This is a genomic window from Variovorax sp. CCNWLW186, from assembly GCF_037203865.1.
Classification (GTDB): Bacteria; Pseudomonadota; Gammaproteobacteria; order Burkholderiales; family Burkholderiaceae_C; genus Variovorax.
This window is the reverse complement of record NZ_JBBCBO010000002.1, coordinates 209,230-229,426: the sequence shown is the minus strand read 5'-3', so window position 1 is coordinate 229,426 and position 20,197 is coordinate 209,230. Positions and strand designations below refer to the sequence as shown.

Sequence of the window (20,197 nt, the reverse complement as noted above, 5' to 3'; positions counted from 1 at the left end):
GCGGCCCGGGTGCGTGGCTTTGCGTAATGGAAAACCCGGAGAAAACCCGAAGGCCGGGCCAAATTCAGAGCCGGCGAACCTGCACCGGCTGGCGCGACCAGTACACGCCGTCGAGCCGGTCGAGCCGCACCTCGCCGCCGGTGGACGGCGCATGCACGAACTGCCCCGCGCCTACGTAGATGCCCGCATGCGAGGGCGTGGATGCACCGAAGAGCACCAGGTCGCCCGATCGGATTTCGGACGCCGCCACCGGCCGGCCGAACCCGGCCAAACGGGCCACCGTGCGCGGCATGGCCTGGCCGGCGCTGTTCTTGTACACGTAGCCGATGAGGCCGCTGCAATCGAACCCACCCTCGGGCGTGTTGCCGCCATAGCGGTACGGCGTGCCGACCAGGCCGAGCGCATGGATCGCGACGCCGTTCGATTGCTCGGCCGTCAGGGGCGAGGTGCTGTAGGTGCCTGTCGAAGGGGGCATGCGCGGACTTGCGCAGCCCAGCGCCAGGAGGCAGGCGCCAATGGGAAGCAGACGAAGCAGCCGGCGCGGCAGCGGCATGCGGGAACGTGGCCTGGGTGCGAGTGCGTCTTGCAAGTCTTGCATGTGGAATGGCGGGTCTTGTGGACGTGGCCAGACTCTAACGCGCCCAGCCCGCGGACCGCCGACGCCACCCGCCTACCGCGGCGCCGCTTTGCCTAGAAGCTCAACGTCGCCGCGCCCCGCTTGATCAGCTCGTGCATCACGCTGGAGCCGGCGATGACCACGCCTTCGAGCAGGCTCTCCTGCGTGTAGCCGCGGCTCTTCACGCAGGGCGTGCAGGCCCAGAGCGTGCCGCCTCGCGAAAGAAAGTCGCGCAGCATGTCGGCCAGCGGTTCCAATGGCTTGACGTGCGTCATGTCGGATGCGCCGCGCCGCACGAGATCGACACCCGCGCTGGTGAGAAAAATGGAGACCTTCAGCCCCGAGGTCATGCCGCCCAGGGCAATGACCAGTCCGACGGAGGACAATTCATGGTCGATGCCATGCGTGATTACAACGACCAGATCGCGTGTCTCGGTGTTCATAGTGGTCTCCATTGAATGAGTGGAGCCAGCGTACGCTTCATGCCGGAGGCAGGCCATGACCAAAATGCCGGAAGTCTTGACCCAAACATCGCCGGGTCGGTCGGGGGACATGCTGTCGGACTTGCTCGAGAGCATGCACGTCACAGGCATGGTGCTGTTCCGTGCCGAGTTCCGCGAGCCCTGGTGCGTGACGAGCGTCGATTCGGGCCAGATGGCCGCGATGCTCGCGCTCGGCTCGAGCCGCGTGATTCCCTTTCACATCATCGGCTCCGGCAGTTGCCGGATCGAATTGCCCGAGCGCGAACCCATGCGGCTGAACAGCGGCGACGCCGTCCTGCTGCCGTATGGCGGCGTTCACCGCCTGAGCGGCGGCGATGCCACGGCGCCGGTACACATCGGCCAGTTGCTGCCGCAGCTTCCGTGGGCCGGCATGCCGCTGGTGGAACATGGCGGAGCCGGCGGTACCACGAGCATCATCTGCGGATTCATACGCTGCGACGAGCTGCTGTTTCACCCCGTGCTGCGGCACCTGCCCGACGTGCTGCACATCACGCCGGACACCACGCCGGCCGACCACTGGCTGGCCACCACCATCCGCCATACCGTGACCGAGGCCAGCAAGCCCCAGCCCGGATGGCGCAGCATGCTGCCGCGCCTCACCGAGCTGATGTTCGTGGAAATCCTGCGCAAGCACATGCAGGGCCTCTCGGCCGACGAGGTGGGCTGGTTCGCGGCATACAACGATGCCGTGGTCGGCTCGGCCCTGAAGCTGCTGCACGCAGCGCCGCTGGAAGACTGGAACCTGGAGAGCCTGGCCCGCGGCGTAGGCGTGTCGCGCACCGTGCTGAGCGAACGGTTCAATCACTTTCTCGACCAGCCGCCGATGCAATACCTGGCGCACTGGCGCCTGCAGCTGGCCGCCAAGCACTTGAAGAGCAGCGAGCTGCCGATCAAGATCATTGCCGACCACGCAAGGTACGAGTCGGAGGCGGCTTTCAGCCGGGCGTTCAAGCGGCGCTTTGGCGTGCCGCCTGGGGACTGGCGGCGAAGGCAGGCGCAGGGGCTGGGTTGATCGAGCGATGAACGGCGCCATGGCATCTATTTGCAAAGAGTCTGCATGAAATCAGCAGGGTTGAAGGGCACTGTCTCCATCGAGCTCGTGCACGAGGCACTGCACGCCGCGGCGCTCAGGAACATGGACATAACCAGCGTGCTTGAAAGCGCAAAGCTGGATCGCGATCTGCTGAATGCACCCCGTGCGCGCATCTCCGCTGCCGCCTACTCGCGCATGTGGGTGGCGCTCGCCGACCTGATGGACGACGAGTTCTTCGGCCTCGACAGCCACGGGCTTCGCCGCGGAAGCTATGCGCTCATGACGCGCGCAGCGGTCAGCTCCAACAACCTGGAGCACGCGCTGCGCCGCATCCTCCGATTTCTTCACGCCACGTTGGACGACTTTCACGGCGAGCTCGTCCGCTCGGCGGACGAAGCCCGCGTCGTCTTGCATGACGGCGGCGTGCTGCGCCGGCTGTTCGGCTACGGCACCTGGTTCATTCTCGTTCACGGCCTGGCATGCTGGCTCGTTCACAGGCGCATTCCCCTGCGCGAGATGCAGTTCCGGTGCCCGCCTCCCGGCGACGACAGCCACTACCGTACGCGGTTCTGCGAGAACGTGAAGTTCAACGGCGAGACCACGCACATCACGTTCGCAAGCGATCTGCTGGATTTGAAGATCGCGGAATCTCCGGACACGGTCGACAACTTCTTGCGCGCGGCGCCCGCCAACCTGCTGGTCAAGTACCGCAATGACGCGAGCACCAGCGCGCAGGTTCGCAACAGGTTACGCAGCCAGTTGCCCGACGCCTGGCCGGAGCTGGAGAAGCTGGCGCAGGAACTCTGCGTTTCCGGCACCACCCTCCAGCGCCGCCTGCAGCAAGAGGGCGTGAACTACCAGCGTGTGAAGGACGACCTTCGGCGGGACATTGCCATCGACCTGCTGTCGAGCGCGACCTTGACGGTGGCTGAGGTCGCGGCCCGGACGGGGTTTCAGGAAACAAGCGCTTTTCATCGCGCGTTCAAGAAATGGACAGGTGTCAGCCCCGGCGCGTATCGCTCCTCCCGCACCGGGCGGGAATAGGCGCTTCCAGGGAGGCGTTCGCATGCCCAAAGGCCCCGATGGAATCGAGGCGTCCGGGCATGGGCTTCGGTCTCTTGCAGAACTAACCTCCGCTCGCACCCGCAGCTTGCGTGTGCCAAGCGCTTGTTGAAAGCAAGGAACCCTGGAATGAACCGAATGATGGCACCGCCGCTCGGCGCAGAAACACTGCGAGCGGCAGTCGATTGGGCAATTGCCACCCGGCGCAGCGTGAGAGCGTATTTGCCGAGGCCTGTGCCACGGGAAGAAATCGAAGCGATTCTCGCGACCGCGCGCTACAGCGCTTCGGGCATGAACATGCAACCCTGGCATGTGCATGTGCTGACCGGGCCCGCGAAGGCGAGCTTGTCCGCGGCCATTGCGGCGCTCGACGACGATCCCCGCCGATCGGACGAACTGCTGGAGCCTTACGACTACTACCCGCGGGAATGGTTCTCCCCTTATCTCGAGCGGCGGCGCAAGGTCGGCTGGGACCTGTACGGCCTGCTTGGCATTGCCAAGGGCGACAAGCAGCGCATGCACCTGCAGCATGGGCGCAACTATCGGTTCTTCGATGCGCCCGTGGGCCTGTTCTTCACCGTCGACCGCTCGCTCCAGGAAGGAAGCCTGCTGGACTACGGCATGTTCCTGCAGAGCGTGATGGTGGCCGCGCGAAGCCGGGGCCTTCACACCTGCCCCCAGGCGGCCTTCCTGAAGTTTCACCGCCAGATCGGCGAGCTGCTGGCAATACCCACGGGCCAGATGCTCGTTTGCGGCATGAGCCTGGGCTACGCGGACGAGTCGTCGATAGAGAACTCGCTCGTTACCGAGCGGGAGCCGGTTTCCTCATTCACGACGTTCCACAACAATGCAAAGGAGACAAGAGCATGAGCGCGGAATCCTATGGCAAGGGCCTCGACCGCTGCGAGGCCAATCATGTGCCGCTGACGCCACTCGGTTTTCTCGATCGCGCCGCGCTGGCGCATCCGGAACGCCCGGCCGTGGTGCACGGCGATCTGTCGCGAACCTGGGCGCAGACGCGCGAGCGCTGCCATCGCCTTGCCTGGGCACTGGTGATCCGCGGCGTTCAGCCGGGGGACACCGTTTCGGTGCTGGCGCCCAACACACCCGCCATGCTGGAGGCGCATTTCGGCGTGCCGCTGGCAGGCGCCGTTCTCAATGCGATCAACCACCGACTGGATGCCGAAGCAATTGCATTCATCCTGCGCCATGGCGAGTGCAAGCTGCTGATGGTCGACCGGGAGTTCTCTGCAACGGTCGCGGCTGCCTTGAAGCTGCTCGACGAGCCTCCAGCGGTCATCGACATCAACGACCACCTCGCGCCGGCCGGTGAACGCATCGGCGAAACCGACTACGAATCCTTGCTGGCGAGCGGAGACCCACACTTTGCCGGGCGCTGGCCGAGCGATGAATGGCAGCCCATTGCCCTGAACTACACCTCCGGCACCACGGGAGATCCGAAGGGCGTGGTCGCCAGCCATCGCGGCACCTACCTCATGAGCCTGCTGCAGATCACGAACTGGGCCATGCCGCGGGCGCCGAAGTATCTGTGGACACTGCCCATGTTCCATGCGAATGGATGGTGCTTCACCTGGGCCGTGACTGCGGCGGCGGGCACCCATGTCTGCCTGCGCAGAGTGTCGGCCGAGGCGGTGCTGAAGGCCATCGACAGGCACGAGATAGATCATCTGTGCGCGGCGCCGGTCGTCATGGCCATGCTCGCGGACTCGGCACAAGACATCAAACTGTCTCGCGCCGTGCGCGTGCTGACTGCGGGGTCTCCGCCTCCGCTTGCCGTGCTCAACAGCGTGCTGGCCATGGGTTTCGATGTGGAGCATGTCTTCGGCATCACGGAGGTTTGCGGCACGCCGGTGAGTTGCGTGTGGCAAGACGGCTGGGACGATCTTCCCAAGGCCGAGCAAGGAAAGCTGCGGGTGCGCCAGGGCGTGCGCGCCGCCATGTTCGAAGGCCTCATGGTCGGCGATGCGGACACCCTGGCACCTGTTCCGCAGGACGGAAAAACTGCGGGAGAGCTCATGCTGCGCGGCAACACGGTGATGATGGGCTACTTCAAGAACGAGGCCGCAACGCGCAAGGCGCTCGCCGACGGATGGTTCCGTACCGGGGACGTCGCGGTGCTCCACGGCAACGGCTATGCCCAGATCACCGATCGTTCGAAAGACGTGATCATTTCGGGCGGCGAGAACATCTCTTCCGTCGAGGTCGAGGACGTGGTTCACGGGCACCCAGCCGTCTTGCATGCCGCCGCGGTCGCCCAGCCCGACGAAAAATGGGGCGAAGTGCCCTGCGTGTTCATCGAACTCAGGGCCGGTGCCGCGGCACCGTCGGAGCAAGAAATCATTGCCTTCTGCCGCGAGCGGCTGGCTCACTTCAAGTGTCCGCGCCGCGTGATCTTCAGCAGCCTGCCGAAAACGGCCACGGGCAAGATCCAGAAATTCCGCCTGCGCCAGCAAGCCGGAAGCCAGGAAGCCATCACCGGGCTCGCGACGCCGCATGACTGAATTCGAACCCGCCGCCCGGGCGCCCATAGAGCCCGGCTACCGCTTCTCGCGGACCCACGCCTTCGACGAAGAGCAAGTCAGGAGGTTTGCCCTGGCCGCGGGAGACGACAACCCACTGCACCACGATGCGGAGTTTGCAAGAGGCACGCGCTTCGGCGGGTTGATAGCAAGTGGCACCCACACCACGTCGCTGTTGATGGGGCTGACCGCCAGCCACTTCGCCAAGAAAGGAAGCGTGCTCGGAATCAACTTCTCGGTCGACCTGCTGCGCCCCGTGCGGGCGAGCGAGACGGTACTCATCGAATGGAACGTCTTGTCGATCGCGGCCCGCCCGAGAGGCGGCAGCATCATCGAGATGCAGGGCTGGGTGAAAGGCGCGGATGACCGGACCAGCGTTCTTGCGCATGGCACGGTGCTTCTCAATGAGCACAACTGAGGCATCCCCTCGCGTCTTTGGCAGAAAGCGAGGCTTTGTTGTCATTGCCGAGCCACCGCGCAGCTCCTAGACTCGCCGCTCCAATGCCATGGAGCAAGGGGCTAATGCCATGTCAAAGCTTCGATTCAGGATTTCGATTTCGCTGGACGGGTTTGTCGCCGGTCCGCACCAAAGCTTGCAGGAGCCGCTCGGGGTTGGCGGCGAGCAATTGCATGAATGGGTGGTCCAGCTCGAGGCCTGGCGCCGGCCGCACGGCCTGGATGGCGGCGTGGTGAACGAGAGCACGGCGGTGATGGAAGATGAACTCGTCAACATCGGCGCGACCATCATGGGCCGCAACATGTTCGGCGGCGGCCCAGGGCCGTGGGACAACACGAATCCCTGGAACGGCTGGTGGGGCCGCAATCCGCCGTTCCGTCACCCGGTATTCGTGCTGACCCACCACGCGCGCGAGCCGTTGATGATGGAGGGCGGCACGAGCTTCACGTTCGTGACCGACGGCATCGAAAGTGCACTGGACCAGGCCCGGCGCGCGGCAGGCGGAAAGGACGTGGCACTGGCGGGTGGGGCCAACGCCGCGCAGCAGTACCTGAAAGCCGGCCTCGTCGATGAAATGCAGCTGCACCTTGCGCCGATCTTGCTCGGCGGTGGAGAACGCCTGTTCGACGGCGTCAACACCCTGCATTCCCTTGCCCCGGTGAAGACGATCGCGGCGCCGGACGTGACCCACCTGAAATTCGCGAGGAAGTAAAAGCGCTGTGTGCGCGCGCGCTAGCGCAATGGCTGCTGCACAAGCTGGAGCTCGTTGCCCGCGGGGTCGCGCAGCGTCGCAAGAATGCCGCCCCATGCCTGCTGCTCCGGAAGGCCGCTAAACGCAACGCCGAGCGAGGCAAGCTCGCTGTACTTCGACTGAACGTCCGCCACGTCGAAAGACAGCCCCGTGAAACGCCCGATAAGCGCCTGGTCTTCCGCGGGGGCATCCGCGTCGACATGCTCGACGACCAGGCTCATCGGTCCTGCGTCGAACACGCGAAAGCCCTCTTCGCTTCGCGGCGATGTGAGCGGCAAGCCAAGCAGCTCTTCGTAGAAGCGGGACGCGCCCGGCAGGTCTCGAACAAAAATGCGTGCGGTGCGAAGCTGCATGGTCTCTCCTGGCGAGCGTTGGTGGATGGCTAGGGCATACGAGAGAAACGAAGGGCGAATCCCTGTTCGCAGTCAGTGCAGCGTCACGACGATGGGAGCACCCTTGGTGATGATCATCGTGTGTTCATACTGCGCGGACAAGTTGCCGTTTGCGCCTGCGAGCGTCCACCCGTCGGCAGCTTCCGTCACGATGCGGCTCTTGGTCGAAAGAAACGGTTCGATGGTGATGACCATTCCTTCTTGCAGGATGCGTTTGTCCGAGGGATCGAAATAACCGGCGATGTGTTCCGGCTCTTCATGCAACGCGCGGCCGACGCCGTGGCTACCGAGATTTTCGATGACCTTGAAACCATAGGCCTTTGCAGTGCGCTCGATGGCGGCGCCGATGGCGTTGATCGGTTGCCCTGCCCTGGCGCTCTTCATTGCTTCGGCAAGGGCCGTGCGCGTCGCGTGGCAGAGGCGGGTCTTCTGCGGGTTGCTCGGGGGCACCACGATGGTCCCGCCGGTATCGGCAAAGTAGCCGTTGAGCTCGGCCGACACATCGATGTTCAGGACGTCTCCTGCTTTGATGATCCGGTCCCCGGGGATTCCGTGCGCCGCCTCTTCATTGATGCTGATGCACGTTGCCCCCGGAAAGTTGTATGTCAGCCTCGGTGCGGACCGCGCGCCCTGTTCTTCCAGCAGCTGCTCGCCGAGCGAGTCGAGCTCGCGCGTGGTCATGCCGGGTTCTGCGGCATCGAGCATCTGGCGCAGCACGAACGAGACGATTCTGCCGATCCGTTTCAATGCTGCGACGTCGTCCTGGGTTTCGATGGTCATCTGAGGTATTTGTGGAAGATTCGGTTGAAAGATCTTTTTTGGGTGGCGCACGGGCCTTGGAGGGCATTATCCGGTACCTATGGCGCTGGTACGCGCCAAACACACGAGGGAGAGCGTTGAACGTGAATCTGCATCTTCAGGGGGCCGCGTGAGCGAAGCCCCTGCCCTTCAAGACCCCGACCTGCTGCGCCGGCTGCTGCGCGCAAAAGACCGGATGGACGCCGCATCGCACGAGGAGTGGCCGGTGGGCCGTCTCGCAGAGGTAAGCGGCGTGTCCGAGGCCCACTTCGCGCGATCGTTCAAGCAGGCCTTCGGCATTCCGCCGCACCGCTATCTGCTCACCCGGCGCATCGAGCGCGCGATGGCCTTGCTGCGCGAAACCGACCGGCCCATCACCGACATTGCCTTCGATACGGGCTGGGCGAGCCTGGGAACCTTCGGGCGCACCTTTCGCGACATTACCGGCCACAGCCCGAGCGCGGTGCGCTCGCAAGGCAAGCAGGCGGTGCGCGAGCTCGGCCCGGTGCCCGAGTGCATCGTGAGCGCCGCGCGCCGGCCCGGGCTCACGACCGCAGTTTCGGAGAAGCGGCGCCAGGCGGCAAACGGTACAAACAAGCCCGAACAAACACAGGAGAGTTCATGAAGCAGGGCATTGATGTAGCCGGTTTGTATGTGCGCGATCAGGACGAGGCGCTTGCGTTCTATGTAGACAAGCTGGGGTTTCGTGTTCACACGGACGTGGGCAACGGCGGCTATCGCTGGCTCACGGTGCAGCACCCGGAGCAGCCGTCGTTGCAGCTTGGGCTTTTTCTGCCCGGCCCGCCGGTGCACGACGAGGCAACGGCGCAGGCGCTGCGCGCCATCGTGGCCAAGGGCGCGATGCCTCCGCTGGTGCTCACGGTGGCCGACTGCCGCGCCGCTTACGCCCAGATGCTTGCCAAGGGGGTGGAGTTCACGCAGGAGCCAGTAGAGCGCTACGGCACGGTGGACGCGGGCTTTCGCGATCCTTCCGGCAACGGGTGGAAGATGATCCAAGGCCGCGGCTGAGGCCTGCGGCACGCCATCGCACGGCCGCGCGGGCTTGCTAAAGTCCGCGCATGTTCAGATCAAGGCTCTCACTGGCGTTCGCCGCACTGGTTACGCTGGTTTGCATCCAGGCGGCCTTCGTCTACTGGGGCTCGGCGCGCGTCAATGTCTACACGCAGCACAGCCGGCTGGCGAGCGACATCCTCTCCGAGCTGCTGGAGCTGTCGGCCAACAAGCAGCGGCTGCGCGTGTGGGCGTCGCAGCAACTGATGAACGCGGGAGCCTCCAGCGAAACGCGCGACCGCTGGTTGGCGGGCATGCAGGCCAGCGCGGCCCGGCTCAACGAGCTGGCGCATCGCGACCTGGCCGTGTGGACCGAGATCGCGGCCAGCGATGGCTCCGCAGTACCCGCGGAGGTCACGCAGCTGGTCGATGCGGTTGAACTGCTGGACGCCAACATTGCCGACGTGCATGAGCGGCTGCTGCGCCTGACGCCGCTGGAGCGAGGCGCCGAGTTCTCCGCCGTATGGCAGGAGCTCAACCAGGTGTTCGACGTGACGCGCGGGCGCGACCTGCGCGAACTGGTGAACGGCGCCATCGAGCGCCAGCGCCGCACAGTGCCGGTGGCCCGTGCCGCCACCGAGCGCGGCCTCGAGGCGCTGCGCCTGAAGGCCATCGCGCTGGCCGCGCTCACGCTGGCCGCTGCCGTGCTGATGGCCGTGCACCTGAACCGACGGCTGCAGCGGCCGCTCGACCGCTTGCTGGCCGGCACGCAGGCCCTGCAGGCCGGCAATCTCGACCACCGCCTGGCCCTGGGTTCGCACGACGAGTTCGACCGGGTCGCCGAGCATTTCAACGCCATGGCGGTCGAACTGCAGCAGCACCGCAATGCCGCCGAAGCTGCCCGGCGCCGGCTGGAAGACGCAGTCGAAGCGCGCACCGCGGAGTTGCGCAGCGCGCACGACACCTTGCAGCAGATCGACCAGCGGCGCCGGCAGCTCTTTGCCGACCTCAGCCATGAGCTGCGCACCCCGGCCACGGCCATTCGCGGGGAGGCCGAGATTGCGCTGCGCGGCAGCGACAAGCCGCTCGCCGAATACAAGCAGACGCTGGGGCGCATCGTCGGCGGCGTGAAGCAGCTCGCTCGTGTAATCGACGACCTGATGCTGATCGCCCGCGCGGAAGCCGACCAGCTCGTGATGCGCCCCGGCGAGGTCGAGCTGCAGCAGCTGGTTGCCGATGCCGCCGAGCAGGCCGAAGCGCTCGGTGCGCTGCATGGCGTGCGGGTGCAGCTCGAGGCGCACGCCAGCACCGCAGCCCAGCCGGTGCACGTTCATGTGGACGCCGACCGCCTTCGCCAGGCGCTGATGATCGTGCTGGACAACGCCGTGCGCTATTCGCATGCGGGCGGCACGGTGCGCCTTGGCTGGCGCGAGCGCGGCGAGCAGGTCGACATCGTCGTGCAGGACGAGGGCATCGGCATCGACCCGCACGAGATGCCCACCGTGTTCCAGCGCTTTCACCGCGGCCGGCGCGCGCGCGACCACCGGGTGGAAGGCACCGGCATCGGGCTGTCGATTGCGCAGGCCATCGTGGGTGCACACCATGGCCACATCGGCATCGACAGCGTGCCCTTTACCGGTACCACTGTCAGCATCAGCCTGCCGAAATCGCACGGCGACCAGGCCGCTTCGCTGGAGGCGGCATGAACATTCTCATCGTGGAAGACGATCCGCGCGTCGCCGATTTTCTGCAGCGCGGCTTGCGCGCCGAGGGCTATGGTGTGCAGCTTGCGCGCACCGGCACCGAGGGCCTGGAGCGCGCGCGCGGCGGCGATCTCTCGCTGCTGGTTCTCGACCTGATGCTGCCCGGCCTGAGCGGGCTGGAACTGTGCCAGACGCTGCGCGCCGAAGGCCGCCATGTGCCGGTGCTGATGCTCACGGCCATGAGCACGCTCGAAGACAAGGTCAAGGGCCTGCGGCTGGGTGCCGACGACTACCTTACCAAGCCCTTTGCGTTCGAGGAACTGCTCGCGCGCATCGAAGCGCTGATGCGCCGCGGCCGCGAACAGCGCCCGCAGGCCAGCACGCTGCAGCTGGCCGACCTGGTGCTCGACCGCGAGCGCATGCAGGTCACGCGCGCCGGCCGGCCGGTTTCTCTCACGGCGCGCGAATTGGCCTTTTTGGAGCTGTTGATGAGCGCCCCGGGCCGCGTGTACAGCCGCGAACGCATCCTGTCGAACGTGTGGGGCACCAACGAGGACCCGCTGACCAATGTGGTCGATGTGTATGTGCGCCGTCTTCGCAGCAAGATCGACGACGGCCATGCGCTTGCGCTGCTGAAGACGGTGCGCGGCTTCGGCTACCGGCTCGACGCGCAGGAAAGCTGAAAAGAAGCTCGCCCGCGTTCATGCGCTGTTCATCTGCGCGTTAACCATTTGTCATTCCGCGCAGAGGCTCGCGTTCATCCGCGCGGCCAACACTTGATTCCTGCGCCGCGATGCGGTGCAGCGCCGTCACAACACGGCGTCGCTTTCACCTCACTGCACAGGAATCAAAAAATGAAGATGCGACTTCTCGCCATCACCGCCGCCACCAGCCTGCTGGCCCTTAGCTTCGCCACCGGCGCCAACGCCGCCTCCGGCGCGGCGGCTTGCGCCCCTGTGACGCAAGCGCAGGTCAGCGCGCTATTCGACCGCTGGAACGATTCGCTGCGCACGCTGGACCCGGACAAGGTCACCGCCAACTACGCACCCGACGGCGTGCTGCTGCCCACCGTGTCGAACAACCCGCGCAGCACGCCTGCGGAAATTCGCGACTACTTCGTCAAGTTTCTGAAGGGCGAGCCGCGGGGCACGATCGACAAGCGCATCATTCGCATCGGTTGCAACGTGGCGCAAGACGTGGGCACCTATACCTTCAAGTTCAAGGACGGCACATCGGTGCACGCGCGCTACACCTACGTGTATGAACTGGTGAACGGCCAATGGCTCATCGCCCATCACCACTCGTCGGCAATGCCCGAGGCCGTTGCGGGCAAGTAAACGGCCGCACGCGCTGCCGCTGGAGATGCGCGCGGGGTTCCTCCTCACCGCCATTTCCAGCGGCGGCGGATGATCGTCGTCCGCCGGCGGCGATGCAAGAGCAGCCCGCCGTGTGGCACGATAAAAGCATGCTCGAGCCCTCACGCCGCATTCCATACCGCACCTGGCCAGGCGCGCTTGCCGTTCTGCTTGCCATTGCCGGGTATGTCGGCGGCCTGAAATTGTGGGACAGCCGCACCCCCGGGAGCCGGCCGCTGCCCGCGGGCGAAACGGTGGCGGTCGGGCACGCGCGGTTCGTTCCCGCCGAAGGATGGGAAATGGACGTGTCCCGCTCCAGGGCGGGCAGGTCCCTGATGCTGTTCAAGGGCGGCCACAAGTTTTTGGTGACTACCGGGTCATGGGCAGGCGGGCCCGACGGGCCGATGACGCGGCAGCAAAGGTTGATGGAACGCGGCCAGGGCTTGCAGATCGACGGCGACGTGTCCGGCTTTGTCACGCCGTGGGGCCTGCAGGGCAAGACCTTTGCCTACTACGGGTCGAAGCTGGCGGGGCGGTTCTGGCAGGTGGTCGACCTGCAGCGCCGCTCGCTGGTGCAGATCGACGTCTACGGCGCGAGCGACGGCTTGAACGAGGCCATGGCCGACGCGCGCAGCATGCTCGAATCGATGGACCTGGAGGCTCCGCAATGAACCTCGAACTTCCCGAGCAACAGGATCGCGCCGAATGGCCGGTGGGCACCGACTCGTTCTTTCAGCCGCGCCGCGCGGCCTTCTGGCTGCTGTCCGCGCTGATCGTCAACGGGTTGTTCTACACCTTCAACATGTTCTCGGTGGGGTTCCGGGTCGTCCCCATCACTGCGTTGCTGGGGCTGCTGGTGTGGGGCATCTACACGCTGGTTTTTCTGCTGGTGTTTCGCACGCTCGATTTGCTCGAGCAGCATCCGCCGGAAGCTTTTTTCCTCGCGTTTGCGTGGGGCGGCCTGGGCGCGGTCTACTTTGCCGCGCCGGCGAACATTGCCATTCAGAGCCTGTGCGCCAAGCTGGTGTCGCCCGATTTCGTGGCGATCTGGGGGCCGGCCATTGCGGGCCCGATCACCGAAGAGTTCCTGAAGCTGGCGGGCGTGGTGCTGCTCATTCTTGTGGCGCGCAACCAGTTCCAGACCTACCTCTCGGTGCTCATCGTCGGGGCCATGACGGGGCTTGGCTTCCAGGTGGTCGAAAACCTCACCTACACCGTCAACGCTTCCATGCACTTTCCGCTCGAGAACCAGGTGTACCCCGTGCTGCTGAACCTGCTGACGCGCGGGCTGTTGAGCGGGCTGTGGAGCCACGCGGCCTACACCACGATCGCGTCTTTCGGCCTCGCCTGGTTCCTGCTGCACCCTGAACGCCCCATGGCGGCAAGAATCGGCTGCGCCCTTCTGTGCTTTGCGCTGGCCTGGGCCATGCATTTCATCTGGAACTCGCCATGGCTCGAAGATCTTTTCGACGGTGGCTACGGCGAGATGGCGGTGCTGCTTGTCGTCAAGGGCATTCCCGCGATGATTGCGGCCGGGCTCTTCTGGCGCGTGGCCGCCCGTGAGAACGGCGCCTACCTGCACGCCCTTGCGGCCTACTTCGTACCCGAGCGCGATCTGATCCGCGACGACGAGTGGGTTCGCCTGGGCGCGCCTTTGTCGCGCTACAGGGTTCGCATTGAAATGGGATGGAACTTCGGCCTGCGTGCACGGCGCCTGAAGACCCAGCTGCAGCGCGAGCAGCTGCGGCTCATTCGCAAGGCGATGACCTATGGCCGCGGGGCGCAGACGCTGCGGCACGAGGTGGCAATACGGCGGCTGCGCGCCATGCTCGACCCGCTCATCGCACCCCAACCCTGAGGCACCCGCTAGCCCTGGCGTGCAAAGCGACCCGGCGGCCGGCCCACATGGCGGCTGAACGCGGTGCTGAATGTGCTGGCGGAGCCGTAGCCCACGCGCTCGGCAACTTCCGCAATGCCGACGTCGCTGCGGGCCAGCAGGTCTTTGGCGAGCGCCATGCGCCAGGCGAGCAGGTACTCCATGGGCGGCAGGCCCACAGCGCGAGAGAAGCGTTCAAAAAAAGCCGACCGCGACAGTGCGGCCTTTCTTGCAAGATCGGCCACCGTCCACGACTGCGCGGGATCGCCATGCAGGTGCCGCAGCGCGGTGGACAACCGCGGATCGGCCAACCCGCGAAGCAGCCCCGGCGGCGCGCGCTCCCCGGGGGTGGAGCGCAGGGCTTCGATCAGCAGCAATTCAACGAGGCGTTCAAGGACGAGATCGCGCCCCGGTTTCTGCTGGAGCGATTCCTCCCTTACGAGCTGCAGCAGCACTGAAAGGCGCCCGATGTCGCGCACGTGCAGCAGCGCTGGAAGCAGCGAAGCCATCAACGACGCGTCCGGCGATTCGAAGGCAAAGTAGCCGCCGAGCATTCGCATGTCCGGGAGGCCTTCGCGCCTGCCGTGGCGAATTTCTTCCGTTGGCGCGGGCACCTTCCTGGCGTCCACAAACACCGGCTCCGCAGGTTCGAGGCCCGACATGGTGAACCCCGGCGTGGCCGGCATGAGCACGAAGTCGCCGGCGGCAAGGGCAAGCGGCTCTTGCCCGTCTACCGCAAGAACGCATTCGCCCTCGAGCATGGTGCAGAAGCTGGGCTCGCCGAATGCCGAATAGCGAACCGCCCAAGAGCCCGCGCCGCTGATGACCTTCGAGTACACCGCGCGCGGACGCAGCAGCTTGACGACATCGGCGAGCGGATCGGACATGCCGGACTCCTGCAAATAAAACACGGACTATAGGTTATTCAAAGTCCGGCGAGGTGCCGATATCGTGACGCACCTTCAACCAATCTCAAAGGAACCCAATGAAGACCGTCCTGATCACCGGCTGCTCGTCTGGCTACGGCCTGGAAACCGCGCGCCACTTTCACGCGCAAGGCTGGCACGTCGTTGCGACCATGCGCACGCCGCGCGCCGAACTCCTGCCTGTGTCGGAATGCCTTCGCGTGCTGCCGCTCGACGTGACAAGGCCCGAGAGCATTGCCGCCGCGCTCGAGGCCGCCGGACCTATCGACGTGCTGGTCAATAACGCGGGGCTGGGCCTCTTCGGCGCATTCGAGGCAACGCCGATGGCGACCGTGCGCGAGATATTCGAAACCAATACCTTCGGCATGATGGCGATGACCCAGGCCGTGCTGCCGCAGTTCCGGCTCAGGAAGTCGGGCGTGGTCATCAACGTCACATCCACGGTCACCCTCGCACCCATGCCGCTCGTGGCGGCCTACACCGCGAGCAAGACCGCCATCGAAGGCTTCACCGAGTCCCTGGTGTTCGAGCTCGCGCCTTTCAACATTCGCGCAAAGCTCGTCGAGCCCGGGTATGGCCCGGGCACGCAATTCACCGCCAACGGAGCTGAACGCATGCAGGGCTTGATTCCCGAGGCCTATGCCCCGCTGGCGCACCGCGTGTTCGCGGAACTGGGCAACCCGGCGGCAGTGACTACCGCGGCCGACGTGGCCGAGGCGGTGTGGCACGCCGCGAACGACCCCGCGCCGACGTTGCGGTATCCCGCCGGTGCGGATGCGATCGCACTCGCCGGCAGCAAATAGGAAAGCCCGAGGCCCGCCGGCACCTGACCGCACAGCAGAAAGCCACGTCAGACTACAGCCGAGTAACGCCAGGCCTTCTAGCGTTCTGCTTTTTGCAGAGCTTCAGCATGGCTGATCCAATCCTGCCTGGCGCTGCATCGGAGCGCTTGTCTTGAACCTTTCTGATGATGCGGCAAAGCCGACGCCCTCGAGGCGCAAGCGCTGGCTCGGCACGGCGTTTGTGTGCGCCGTGCTCGCTGCACTTTTGCTGGGCGCGTGGGCGGTCGCTACCGGCAGGCTGCAGATCCCGGAGCGCTTCAATCCATGGGCGCCGCTCGACGTGAATGCGCCGCCCGGCTGGCTGACCGGCTACAAGCTTTCGCGCGCCCGCAGCGAGCCTGCGCGCTGCCTGGCCGCGCTGGCGCAAACCGGCATGCAGTACGACCTGCTGCCCGACCGAACCACCGCCCCCGGCTGCGGCTTCAAGAACGCGGTGAGGCTGCGCTCCGCCGGCGTGCGGCTGGGCACGGCGCCTTCGCTGAGTTGCCCCATGGCGCTGTCCTTCTTCATGTGGGAGAGACACGCACTGCAACCCGCCGCCCTGCAGCACTTCGGCCAACCGGTGGCGGCCATCGACCACCTGGGCAGTTACGCCTGCCGCAACGTGAACCGCGGCGAAGGCGCCGTGCCGGGTGCTTCGCGCAGCCGGCATGCGACAGCCGATGCGCTCGACGTTGCCGGCCTGACGCTTGCCAACGGCCGGCGCATCACGGTGCTGCAGGCATGGCCTCGCGGCGGCTCCGCCGACGCGGCAAGCACCAGCGATCCGGCCGCGCTGCTGGTGCGCGATGCGCACCGCGGCGCCTGCCGGTTCTTCAACGGCGTACTCGGCCCCGACTACAACGCGGCGCACCGGGACCATCTTCATCTGGAAACCGGCGGGTATGAGGTGTGCCGCTGACAGCGGCTTCTCTCCCAACCCGCGTCATCGCAAAGACGTGTTTGATGCGCCTTGCTGAACAGGTGAGAACCTTGGAGCTACATCGCTCGCGCTTCCCCGAAAAGAGCTAGGCGGCCGCATGGGATTCACACACAATCCCGCCGGTGTCGGAGTTTGCGCACGGCAAACACCCACCGCTCCCATCGCAAAGCTACCCAAGGACCGCCAATGCATTGCCCGATCCGCCGTTCCCTTGCCACAACCGCTGCGGCCCTGAGCCTGGCAACCCTGCTGGCCTCGTGCGGTGGTGGTGGTGGCGGCGGGGGTGGAGGCGGCGGAGTGGTCGGTGTTCCGGTGACACCGCCGCCCACCACGGCCCAGTTGCCCGAACGCGATGCGCTCATTGCGCGGGCGCGGGCGCTCGAACTGAACACACCTTATGTGCCACCGCCGGGCAATGTGCTGGAGCACCATACCTCCGGCTATGCCAAGACGATGTGTTCCGCCGTGTTCATCACGGGCATCGACCCCGACGTTGCCGCCGAGAGCCTCGGCTACTTCGTGGGCCCCTATGAGCAGCGCAAGAACGTTGGCAAGCCCGTGGTCGATCGCGTGAAGAAAGAGGTCCGCATCTCGATTCCCAACGGCCCGACGTTGGTCGCGCGCCACTTTGGCTCGCAGGGCTGCGTCACGCTGCCGGCGGGCAGCGACGGCGTTTTCTTCGCGCCCGTCGAGGTGAAGAGCACCCTGCCCGACCCCGCGACCCAGCCCTGGCCGATGGGCGACGTGCTGCCTGGCGACCCGCCGCCCGCGGAAGTCAACATGGCGAAGGTGAACGAGGCGGTCGAGGCGGCGTTCGGAGTGACGGAGGCCTACACGGCGGCCTTCGTGGTCACGCACAAGGGGCGCATCGTTGCGGAGCGCTACATGAACGGCATCGGGCCGACGACGCCGCTCGAATCATGGTCGATGGGCAAGAGCGTCGTTGCCACCATGATGGGCGTGCTCATCAAGCAGGGTGTGTACAAGCTCGACCAGCAGGCACCGATCCCCGAGTGGCAAGGGGCCGGCGACGGCCGCCAGCAGATCAAGATCTCGGACATCCTGCAGATGTCGAGCGGGTTGCGCATCAAGGCGCCCGACGACCCGGACTTTGACCCCAACGGCACCTACCCCGATCACACCTACTACTACACCGGCCGCATCAACGCCTTCAACTATGCCGCCACCCGCCCGCAGCAATGGCCGCCCGGCGCGGTAGGCCGCTACCGCAACACCGACCCCGTGCTTGCCAACTACCTGGTGCGCCTTGCGGTGGAAAAGCGCGGCGAGGAGTACCTCTCGTTTCCGCAACGCGCGCTGTTCGACAAGATCGGCATCCGCTCGATGGTCATCGAGACCGACCCCTACGGCAACTTTCTCACGCAGGGCTACGACTTCATGTCGGGACGCGACTGGGCCCGCCTGGGCAACCTCTACCTGCAGGACGGCGTGTGGAACGGCGAGCGCATTCTTCCCGAAGGCTTCGTCAATTTCGTGGGCAGCGTTGCGCCGGCGTGGGCCGCGGACAAGCGCCCCATCTACGGCGGCTTCTTCTGGATCAACGGCATGAGTTCATTGGCCGCGCCGACGTCGGCCTACTACATGCTTGGCGCGGGAGGCCAGTTCGTGCTGGTGATTCCTTCGCACGATCTCGTCGTGGTGCGCATCGGGCATTCCAAGGGCCAGTGGTTCGCAACCTCGACGCTGAACAAGGCGCTTGCGCTGCTGACCGCCGCAGTGCCGCGCGTGCGCTGACAGCGGTAAGCAATCAGGACGTGGGCGCGCCCTTGCGCAAGGTGGGCAAGCCCACGCCGGCGGCATCGAAGCCGCCGTCCACCGCGAGCACCTGGCCGTTGATGAAGCTGGCCTCGTCGCTGCACAGAAAGCCCACCGTGTTGGCCATCTCTTCCGTCGTGCCGTAGCGGCCCAGCGGAATGGTGTCGTAGTAGTCGGAGCGGATTGCCACGGTGTGCACGAGCTTGGCCATTTCGGTTTCGACCGGCCCCGGCGCGATCACGTTCACGCGCACGCCGGCGTTGCCGAGTTCGACCGCATGCTGCTTGGTCAGGTGGATGAGCGCCGCCTTGCTGGTGCCATACGCCACGCGCAGCGTGCTCGCGCGCAGGCCGGAAATGGAAGCGACGTTGACCACCGCGCCACGTCCGCGCGCCACCATCAGCGCACCGAAAGCCTGCGTGCACAGAAAAGCGCCGTCGAGGTTGGTGCCGAGCACTGTGCGCCACTCTTCGAACGAAGTCTGGAGCACCGGCTTGAACACCGCCACGCCTGCGTTGTTGACCAGCGCATCGACATGGCTGAAGCGCTCGACGACGGCCTTGGCGGCGCTGGCGACCTGCGGCGGTTTCGAGACGTCGCAGTGCAAGCCGAGCACCCTCTCGGGTTGAGCCAGATCGGCCACCGCCTGATCGAGCGTGGAGGCATCGATGTCGAGCAGCGCGACGTTGTAGCCATGTGCCAGGAACCAGCGGCCGATGGCCAGGCCGATGCCGCGTGCACCTCCGGTGACGACAGCGACGCGAGACGAAGCGGGGAGATCAGTCATGGAAGTTTCTACGGTGAGCGGAGTGGTGCAGGCGAAATTGTGCGCCCCGCGGGCTAGTCAGCGGCCGAACACCAACAGCAGGTTGTTCGCAGGCATCGCCTGGCGTTCACGCAATGAGAGGCCCGCTGCGCGCGCTTCTGCCGCCACATCTTTCAGGCGGCGAATGCCCCAGGCGGAATTGCGTGAACGCAGGTCTTCATCGAAGGCGAGGTTGCTTGGTGCGGGCACGGCGTCTTCTTCGAAGTAAGGCCCGTAAGTGATCAACACCCCGCCGGGAAGCAGGTGCCGCGCGGCCCCTTGCATTAGCCCAGCGCATGCGGCCCACGGTGCGATGTGCAGCATGTTGGCGCAGTAGATTGCGTCGAACTTCGTTTCTTCTTCGCCTTGGCCGAACGCAGCGCCTTGCGAGGGCCATTGCGGCGCCGTTACGTCGAGCAGGAGCGGCGGCCTGAGATTGGGCAGTGCGGCTTCTTCGACGCGCGCCTCAAGAGCGGGGAGCATGCGGGCGTCTGCGTCGGTAGGGTGCCATGTCCATCGGGGCATTGCCGCTGCAAACCAGGCGGCATGCTGGCCTGTGCCGGATGCGATTTCCAGCGCGGCGCCACGCTCGCCGAGGATGCGTGTCAATGCCTCGAGGATGGGCTGCTTGTTGCGGTCGGCAGCTGGGCTGTGGGGTAAATCGGGCATTCTGGAATCGGCGCGGATGGAATGATCTGGAGGGTATCAGGACGAGGTCCGCTCGACGATGTGAGCGGATCGGCACTGAATTTGAGCGACTTTGAGCTATGAGCGCCCTCAATGCGTGCCTAAACTCGCTTCCTTGTCAAATTGTCCAAAAAGCAGAAAA

The 20,197-nt window shown here is 65.6% G+C and carries 23 protein-coding genes; 16 read left to right on the top strand and 7 right to left on the bottom strand.

The features are described from left to right. Positions 1-64: 64 nt before the first annotated feature. Both V9K97_RS03580 and V9K97_RS03575 read right to left on the bottom strand, forming a co-directional pair. Positions 65-589: a C40 family peptidase gene (locus V9K97_RS03580; RefSeq protein WP_337316474.1), complete on the bottom strand. Its 525-nt coding sequence runs from the start codon at positions 587-589 to the stop codon at positions 65-67. 101 nt (positions 590-690) lie between these two features. Next, positions 691-1,059 (bottom strand): DsrE family protein, encoded by a 369-nt coding sequence (locus tag V9K97_RS03575; protein WP_258501877.1) that lies wholly within the window; start codon positions 1,057-1,059, stop codon positions 691-693. A 55-nt stretch (positions 1,060-1,114) separates the two neighbouring features. On the opposite strand from V9K97_RS03575, the gene V9K97_RS03570 reads away from it, so the two are divergent. The 6 genes from V9K97_RS03570 to V9K97_RS03545 all read left to right on the top strand — a co-directional run bounded on the left by V9K97_RS03570 (position 1,115) and on the right by V9K97_RS03545 (position 6,923). Next, entirely contained in the window at positions 1,115-2,131 is a 1,017-nt protein-coding gene (locus tag V9K97_RS03570; protein WP_337316263.1) for an AraC family transcriptional regulator, read from the top strand. A 45-nt stretch (positions 2,132-2,176) separates the two neighbouring features. Then, positions 2,177-3,196: an AraC family transcriptional regulator gene (locus V9K97_RS03565; protein WP_337316262.1), complete on the top strand. Its 1,020-nt coding sequence runs from the start codon at positions 2,177-2,179 to the stop codon at positions 3,194-3,196. A 147-nt stretch (positions 3,197-3,343) separates the two neighbouring features. Next, positions 3,344-4,084, top strand: coding sequence for a nitroreductase (locus V9K97_RS03560; RefSeq protein ID WP_337316260.1), 741 nt, complete (start codon positions 3,344-3,346; stop codon positions 4,082-4,084). Further along, positions 4,081-5,736, top strand: coding sequence for an AMP-binding protein (locus tag V9K97_RS03555; RefSeq protein ID WP_337316258.1), 1,656 nt, complete (start codon positions 4,081-4,083; stop codon positions 5,734-5,736). The genes V9K97_RS03560 and V9K97_RS03555 overlap by 4 nt, the downstream gene beginning before the upstream one ends. Then, entirely contained in the window at positions 5,729-6,172 is a 444-nt protein-coding gene (locus V9K97_RS03550; RefSeq protein ID WP_337316256.1) for a MaoC family dehydratase, read from the top strand. Before V9K97_RS03555 ends, V9K97_RS03550 begins: the two co-directional genes overlap by 8 nt. Before the next feature lie 88 nt (positions 6,173-6,260). After that, positions 6,261-6,923, top strand: a complete 663-nt coding sequence (locus V9K97_RS03545) for a dihydrofolate reductase family protein (protein ID WP_337316254.1) — start codon at positions 6,261-6,263, stop codon at positions 6,921-6,923. Between the two features lie 20 nt (positions 6,924-6,943). On the opposite strand, the gene V9K97_RS03540 is transcribed toward V9K97_RS03545, so the two are convergent. Further along, positions 6,944-7,315: a VOC family protein gene (locus tag V9K97_RS03540; protein WP_337316252.1), complete on the bottom strand. Its 372-nt coding sequence runs from the start codon at positions 7,313-7,315 to the stop codon at positions 6,944-6,946. 72 nt (positions 7,316-7,387) lie between these two features. Then, positions 7,388-8,134 carry a type I methionyl aminopeptidase gene (gene map / locus V9K97_RS03535; protein WP_337316250.1) on the bottom strand — a complete coding sequence of 249 codons (747 nt, stop codon included), beginning with the start codon at positions 8,132-8,134 and terminating at the stop codon, positions 7,388-7,390. Positions 8,135-8,282: 148 nt separating this feature from the next. Here map and V9K97_RS03530 point away from each other — a divergent pair, with 148 nt between their 5' ends. The 7 genes from V9K97_RS03530 to V9K97_RS03500 all read left to right on the top strand — a co-directional run bounded on the left by V9K97_RS03530 (position 8,283) and on the right by V9K97_RS03500 (position 14,079). Then, on the top strand, positions 8,283-8,777 hold the full coding sequence (locus V9K97_RS03530) for a helix-turn-helix transcriptional regulator (protein ID WP_258501893.1): 495 nt from the start codon (positions 8,283-8,285) through the stop codon (positions 8,775-8,777). After that, the gene (locus V9K97_RS03525; RefSeq protein WP_337316249.1) at positions 8,774-9,181 is read left to right on the top strand and encodes a VOC family protein; all 408 of its coding nucleotides are present in this window, start codon (positions 8,774-8,776) and stop codon (positions 9,179-9,181) included. The genes V9K97_RS03530 and V9K97_RS03525 overlap by 4 nt, the downstream gene beginning before the upstream one ends. A 50-nt stretch (positions 9,182-9,231) precedes the next feature. Next, positions 9,232-10,869 (top strand): sensor histidine kinase, encoded by a 1,638-nt coding sequence (locus V9K97_RS03520; RefSeq protein WP_337316248.1) that lies wholly within the window; start codon positions 9,232-9,234, stop codon positions 10,867-10,869. Next, positions 10,866-11,549 carry a response regulator transcription factor gene (locus V9K97_RS03515; RefSeq protein ID WP_337316247.1) on the top strand — a complete coding sequence of 228 codons (684 nt, stop codon included), beginning with the start codon at positions 10,866-10,868 and terminating at the stop codon, positions 11,547-11,549. Before V9K97_RS03520 ends, V9K97_RS03515 begins: the two co-directional genes overlap by 4 nt. A 171-nt stretch (positions 11,550-11,720) precedes the next feature. Then, entirely contained in the window at positions 11,721-12,203 is a 483-nt protein-coding gene (locus tag V9K97_RS03510; RefSeq protein WP_337316245.1) for an SgcJ/EcaC family oxidoreductase, read from the top strand. A gap of 128 nt (positions 12,204-12,331) precedes the next feature. Further along, complete coding sequence (locus V9K97_RS03505; RefSeq protein WP_337297075.1) at positions 12,332-12,892, top strand: hypothetical protein; 561 nt, start codon at positions 12,332-12,334, stop codon at positions 12,890-12,892. Further along, a complete protein-coding gene (locus V9K97_RS03500) occupies positions 12,889-14,079 on the top strand; it encodes a PrsW family intramembrane metalloprotease (protein WP_337316242.1) in 1,191 nt (396 codons plus the stop codon). Before V9K97_RS03505 ends, V9K97_RS03500 begins: the two co-directional genes overlap by 4 nt. Positions 14,080-14,087: 8 nt before the next feature. On the opposite strand, the gene V9K97_RS03495 is transcribed toward V9K97_RS03500, so the two are convergent. Continuing rightward, positions 14,088-14,984, bottom strand: a complete 897-nt coding sequence (locus V9K97_RS03495; RefSeq protein ID WP_337316240.1) for an AraC family transcriptional regulator — start codon at positions 14,982-14,984, stop codon at positions 14,088-14,090. Positions 14,985-15,082: 98 nt separating this feature from the next. Here V9K97_RS03495 and V9K97_RS03490 point away from each other — a divergent pair, with 98 nt between their 5' ends. The 3 genes from V9K97_RS03490 to V9K97_RS03480 all read left to right on the top strand — a co-directional run bounded on the left by V9K97_RS03490 (position 15,083) and on the right by V9K97_RS03480 (position 18,542). Further along, positions 15,083-15,826, top strand: a complete 744-nt coding sequence (locus V9K97_RS03490; protein WP_337316238.1) for an SDR family oxidoreductase — start codon at positions 15,083-15,085, stop codon at positions 15,824-15,826. Positions 15,827-15,977: 151 nt separating this feature from the next. Next, positions 15,978-16,766 carry an extensin-like domain-containing protein gene (locus tag V9K97_RS03485; RefSeq protein WP_337316236.1) on the top strand — a complete coding sequence of 263 codons (789 nt, stop codon included), beginning with the start codon at positions 15,978-15,980 and terminating at the stop codon, positions 16,764-16,766. A 207-nt stretch (positions 16,767-16,973) separates the two neighbouring features. After that, the gene (locus V9K97_RS03480) at positions 16,974-18,542 is read left to right on the top strand and encodes a serine hydrolase domain-containing protein (protein WP_337316235.1); all 1,569 of its coding nucleotides are present in this window, start codon (positions 16,974-16,976) and stop codon (positions 18,540-18,542) included. A gap of 13 nt (positions 18,543-18,555) precedes the next feature. Here the strand turns inward: V9K97_RS03480 and V9K97_RS03475 are convergent, their stop codons facing one another. Together V9K97_RS03475 and V9K97_RS03470 are read right to left on the bottom strand one after the other, a co-directional pair. Beyond that, positions 18,556-19,350 carry an SDR family NAD(P)-dependent oxidoreductase gene (locus tag V9K97_RS03475; protein WP_337316234.1) on the bottom strand — a complete coding sequence of 265 codons (795 nt, stop codon included), beginning with the start codon at positions 19,348-19,350 and terminating at the stop codon, positions 18,556-18,558. A 57-nt stretch (positions 19,351-19,407) separates the two neighbouring features. Further along, positions 19,408-20,037, bottom strand: a complete 630-nt coding sequence (locus V9K97_RS03470) for a DUF938 domain-containing protein (protein WP_337316233.1) — start codon at positions 20,035-20,037, stop codon at positions 19,408-19,410. Positions 20,038-20,197: the final 160 nt, after the last annotated feature.